Below are 6,243 nucleotides of genomic sequence, written 5' to 3'. Positions count from 1 at the left end.
ATCTAATGTATAAAGTTTTTTTATTTCATTAAATCTATTATCCATATCTTCTATTGATAAAGTCTGAGGATTATTCGCATAAGAAAAGACGAGAGTTTTATCATTATTATAAAGCTTTTTTAAAAAAAGCCCTATATTATTTATACCATCAGAAAAATCTAGTTTTTCTTCTTGTTCTATATTTATTTCTTTAACTTGGGACGCAGCATTTTCTACTGCATCCACTTTAGTTATCACTAGTAATAGACCCATTAATACTATTGGGCTTAACATAAAAATTAATCTCTTCATTTCAAACTCCTTCTATAATCATTACTAAATTCCCTCAAATTAATAAACCTAACGTTTTGAGTGTTAGATTCATTTAAAACCTTGTAAACATCTTCAGTAATAATTAAATTACCGTACCAGTTATTAAAGTAGAAAATATCACTACCGTCCCACTCTTTTTCATCTACGCTTAACCCTTCAGAAATACGCAAAATATTTAAAAATGTTCCACAAGTCTCACAATGCGGTATTTTATTTCCTAAATGATCTTGGAGAAAACCACCCTTACCTGTAGCTTCAATGCGGGCTAAATTAAATAATTCCTTATCTAATAGTCGCTCCTCATTTTTTATTTCTATAGGGGATAATTTGAACCCTTTAAAATTATGTCTTATTAGAGTATCTTGAATTCCACTTCCAATAATATTATTTCCCATCATTTGATAAAAGTCACTAGTTTTATCATCTCGTAATTGGACTTTTAAAGGGTTTTTTATAATTGATTGCACCCCACCACATTTATCACATTCCCTTCTATTTTTATCTTCTCCAGTATTCTTGAAGAGTACATTTGTGCCCGATTTTTCCCTTAATAAATAAAAATTCATAGTATAGCTCCTTTTATTTCTTTTTTGGTTGTGCCTGTAAATGTGTGATATCGCATGTATCTGTCATATACTTTAATTGTTCTTCAATTTGTTCCTTTGTAGCATGCGGATTATCAGCGATAAATTCTTTCCATACTGCATTCCAGTTATTACCTAAAGGACTGTTATTTGTATGAATGCCATCCCCTACTTTTAACCTATGAATTTCTTTGGGTAAATCATAATAATACTTGGGGTCATTTATATCAACTTTCTGGTCCTTAAACCAATCATGAAATTCCTCTGGTAAACCGTGATGAACTTCTCCAGAAGCCTCATAACCAGTATAATCTCTAAATCGAGATCGCTGATTATTTTTTCTGTGATAAGTTTCTACAATCTTGTCAACTTCTTTTATTGCATCTCCACTAACCTCTATTGTAGTTTTGACACCAATTCTACCGACACCGCCACCAACTACACCTATTGTAGCCAATAAAAGGTCATAAGTAGAAGCATTTTTATTCGTACCACCTTCTACCAGATCGTTAAAGGCTGATAATTGCCCATATACTGGCATAAACTCCGCAGCCAAAGCCATTCTTACGTTCATTTCTTCATAAGCTTGGTGATCTTGTTTCCAATTAGCTGGTTTTCCGTTTATCAATATATCAGACGTGTCAAATGAAGCCAAAAACATACTTTTAAGTTCATCAGTAGATACATTATTTAATGAACTTAGAATATCATTCATCTTATTTGCATCATAAGTCAAAGAGTAAATGGATTGATTTATTTCAGCATGTTTTTTAATTATATTATCCATAACTTGATTAGTTTTATTGACGGTATCAATCATTTCACCCTGAACTTCCACCAGTCCATCTATTGAAGAATTCATTTGAGCTAACGCAGAATTTATTTGTTTAAAAGCTTTTTTCATCTTGTCGCCAGCTTCATTAAAGTCTTTCATTACTTGATCCCAAGGGAATTTTTCGAGTTCTTCATATATTTTTTCCATTTCTCGTAAGGTCGCATTCATTTCCTCGAAGGTAGAACCGAAATCGATATTAATGCTAGGTATTTCTATTTGCCTAACTATTTGAGAAAATGACATCTCAGGCCTAAATGTACTACCACCCAGAGGTGAAAGATCGTAATCATTAATGAAATTTTGTTTAACTAATTTTAAATCGTCAAACCAAACTGTACCTGAAGCTTCAATGCCTTTAGTAAAGACTTGTAATATTACTTCAACTTGACTTGCATTTGAACCAGTTTTAATGCCCAACCTTTTTTTTATCCATTCATTTGGATCTGAATATGAATTACCAAATGTCATATAATAATAGTCTTCAGTGGTTTTATCTTTATTATGAATAACAATATTAAGTTGATAAACAGCGTTCTTAAGATTTAATTCTTTTACGTATCCATCCAATACATAATAAGAATTAGGCTCAATATTAACCTTTTGTTTTATTAACACATTTCCAAAATCATCATTTCCGAAGTCATCTTTTTTAGTCGTTGTTTTTATACCAACTTTTAACGACTTAGAATCGTCAGAAAAAGGAGAGGTTTCTGTGTCAGTACTAACTGTACTAGAATCATCATAATGTTCTACATTCCAATTATCGAGAGTTGAATTAAAAGAGGCATTTTTTAATAAATTTTGCCCTACCAATAAACTTCCGTAATTTAAAATAGGTGCCCCATAAAACTTATGCAAGGAAAGATCATCAAAATAAACGGTACCTGATTTTGCCGAAAGTCCATATGCCGTTAATTTAATTCTTATCTTTGAAGTAGTTGGTGTGGTTTTGAATTTTAAACTTTTTTGTGTCCAAGTCTCTTTATTAAAGTTTAACGTTGTACTAGATAAACCATCTAGTATCAAGCCATCACTATTAAAAAACTCAATATTAATTCTTGGCTCTAGCCCATCAGTTTGTTTGAGCATTTTAGAAAAACCAGATATCTCATATACCGTATTTGGCTCTATATTAACCTCTTGCATAACACTTAAGGAATTAAGAATATCGTTACTTGTAAATGTTAAGGCCAGAGAGCTTTTCCCTTTATTAAAAGTTCCCGTTGTTATCTCCGCTGTGCCACTCGAATCTTTATCTACAACCCAATTATTAAATAACTCTTCTTTAAACTCTCCATTTATAATAAGCTCATCACTAATAGTTGGTTCTATCCGATTTACAAAAAGCCCATTTGAAAACCAAATATCTCCTTGACTTTCATTAACACTATCTCTTATGAAATCTGTTCTAACTTCGATATTTTTAGTATTTTCAGTAGTTGTTATAATTCCCTTTATTTCTCTCCAAATACCACCCTTTGATGAACCTGAAAAATTTTGTATTTTAATAGTATTATCATTTTCATCTTTGAGAATAACTTTTATATTAGGAGTTATATTTTTCGAGTCACTTCCAACCATTTGTTGCATTTGGATATAATAAGATGTGAGTTTTTCAACTGGTATAATTTTTCTGGCATATGCTTTTTCTTCGCTTACAATCCCTTTATCATCTGGAATTGTATGTCTAAAAGAAAATTCATGGCCCTTGCCTTGAGCCTTTTTATCCGGATCAATTTCCACAGTAGATAAGCTCTTTTTGTTTTTAAATAATGCCCATATTTCGTGAGTTTCATGTACTTCTTCTTCAAGATTAGACACTTTTCCAAAACTTATAGAATCTAAAAATACTTCACCATAGCTTTCCGATTCTTGCATACTTCTGAAGGGGCTAATAGTTATTATTATAGATTTTGCATTCGGGCTAGTTTTAAATAATTTTTTGTATTCAGTCCAATCTGTTGATTCTGAAATTTGGGAATAATCAATCAAAGTTGCCTTATCATCATTAGACCATTCCATTATTTCTATGGTGGTACCTAAACCTTTAATATTCTGTTTTGCATAAAAACTGATATCATAAAGTTGCGCACCTTCAACTTTAATCTCTTGCTTTAAGTCCGGCAACATTTCCTTTAAATCCCAAGACCCCTTAGGAATTGTTATTTTTACGGACCTATTATCATTTGATTTTGGTGAGGACTCAGTCTGGTCTTGTGTTATGGTACCTGTATTATAATTATTCCTCTTCCATCCATTTAAGGGCAAATTACCCTCAAAATCCCCGTTATGCAATAAATTTTCAGACTTCTGTAATTCAGCTGCCGGTTCTGCATATGTTATTGATATTAGAGGTTTATACTTTTGAAGTATAGATTTCTCACTACTAACAAACTTTTTATATATAGCTAAATTTTCTTGTTCACTTTTCAATAATAACCCTTGATTAGTTGCTGAATTTTTAATCCAACCTTCTACTATATTGGCAGGTATATCCCATGATTTCATGTCATTATCTAGCTCAGAGGGAGCTCCTATATTTGTTATAGAAAGCCTATTAGTTGCGTCATAATCTCCACCTTTAGATGACCATAATGTGTAGGGATTATTTTTGGCATAAGTCCATGAAGCTTCATTTTCTTCCCAATTTTTTGTTACTTTATATAATCCAACATCTATAGCTGAAGCATTATTGGTTGAAGAATACCATAAATTTAGGTTTGAATTTAAAACAACAGCATCTTTAGGTAAAGAAGAGACATCAAATTTCATTAGAGTTCTAATAATATTACCATCACTTGCTTTCCCAGACCCTAATTCTTGATCATTTCCACCCGTTTGAGTAGGAAATGCACTTCTTAAATTTGTATCTTCAACATAAGGCATAGATTGTAAATTAACTATTGTAGGATCAATAGTTATTGGATATACCCTTTCATTACTTTCTAACCATTCCTTATTTGGGATAACGTAAATAAAATGTTCACCATTAACTTCTTCATAATCGAGTTTAATATCATACGAAATAGCTTCTTCCGGTATAGAAGTTACCCCTTTTGTTGAAACGAACCCTTTAGGGACAAAAGAATCATACATATATGGAGCAGTAATTAAGTACAATTTTTGCTTTGTTTTTGAGTTAACTAAATATATATTATCTTCTTCTTTTAATACATTCATCCCAGGAATATTTAATTTATAAGTGAATTTTTTTGGGAAACCATCTTTAGGCTTCTCACTATAAATAATATCTTCTTTAATCTGATTGGATCCTATTGTGTAAACCAGATCTGTGTCTTTTAATACGTTTTGATAGCGTATTGTATTACTGTCAACTACCCCTTTAGCATTCTGGACCTGTTCGTTTTTATTATCTTTTTCATGCTGAGCTGATACTAAGCCAAAATCAATCTTTTTTTCATCATCTGTAATTGTAATATTTTGCTGCGATGCTGCAGTAGTTTTGTCAATTTCTACAGAGAAATCATTGGCCTTGTTTGTTACAGTCTTACCATTGTTTGTTTCAACTAAGCTATTGTCGATTTCTTCCCAGTTTCCTTGTTTATCCTGATAATGAATAGGCTCTTGTGCTATTTCTGCTGTGTAAGTTCCATCCAAATTATCAAATGTTTTAGCATTTTCTGTTCGTAATTCTACCAATTCTATTGGCTTTTTTTCTACACTCTTCTCTTCCACATTTTTCGCTTCTGCTTGTAGCGCAAAATATTCAAAAGGAATATACGCAATAAATAACGTAAGTACTACACTACAAATTAATATTTTTTCTAAAAAACTTCTCAATAATCTACTCTCCTAAAACTTAACATATATATTTTTGATATCCCTCCAAAGACATCCAATATATATTATCACCGTTTCATTACCTAGTCATTTAGTAATATATAGTTGGGATTTTTTACACAGGAAAATTATTGTGCACATTTATCCAATCAATTCTAGTTTTTTTATGAAATTCATATTCCTCGCTCTGGTGTTTTTGCCTCCGGATTTTGCGTCACCACGGACATCCTCGCTCTTAGCTAACCTCTATTTCTGTCGAGGTTAGTTATAGTACATGCTTATGCCGGTTGCACAATAAAACCAGTGCTATATTCATAACTTTTCTTTCCTGAAAAACAAAAAGGCTTAGGAATACCTCCTAAGCTTTTTTTGGGGGGGTGTACCACACATCCATCAAACTAACAAAACATACAAGGATAAGGGGTTAAAATCGCAAAGAATCGATTAAACCGCCGTTTCGACACGCCAAACGCATTACAAAAACTGATGACAGAAGTAATAGAATTCAAGCTACAGAAAATGATAAACTATATTTATGTGTTGGTTTAAAATAAAGTTTAATTAAAACCGTGCTACAAATACTGATTTTACAATAGAAGAAACCCATCCATTTTGAAAAAAGATTAATCAAAATGGATGGATTTAATTTTGTGAAGGAGTTATTTTTTATAAAAAAGTTTGATTAAAACTCACTTAGAATTCTTACATCAA

Annotated in this window: 3 protein-coding genes; all 3 read right to left on the bottom strand. The window is 31.5% G+C overall.

The window, feature by feature from the left end; all coding sequences use genetic code 11:
* A partial coding sequence (locus PVA17_RS24125; RefSeq protein ID WP_274069238.1) for a hypothetical protein occupies window positions 1-291 on the bottom strand: 291 nt, incomplete at its 3' end.
* The gene (locus tag PVA17_RS24120; RefSeq protein ID WP_274069237.1) at window positions 288-878 is read right to left on the bottom strand and encodes a hypothetical protein; all 591 of its coding nucleotides are present in this window, start codon (window positions 876-878) and stop codon (window positions 288-290) included. The genes PVA17_RS24125 and PVA17_RS24120, both read right to left, overlap by 4 nt.
* Window positions 879-891: 13 nt before the next feature.
* Window positions 892-5,532 (bottom strand): DNRLRE domain-containing protein, encoded by a 4,641-nt coding sequence (locus PVA17_RS24115; RefSeq protein ID WP_274069236.1) that lies wholly within the window; start codon window positions 5,530-5,532, stop codon window positions 892-894.
* Window positions 5,533-6,243: the final 711 nt, after the last annotated feature.

This window comes from Lysinibacillus sp. CNPSo 3705 (assembly GCF_028674935.1).
Classification (GTDB): domain Bacteria; phylum Bacillota; class Bacilli; order Bacillales_A; family Planococcaceae; genus Lysinibacillus.
The sequence above is the reverse complement of the archived record's forward strand: the minus strand, read 5'-3'. Positions and strand labels throughout refer to the sequence as shown.

Coding starts and splice junctions, on each gene's coding strand:
- PVA17_RS24120 (WP_274069237.1), bottom strand. CDS start 878: ATGAATTTTTATTTATTAAGGGAAAAATCGGGCACAAATGTACTCTTC.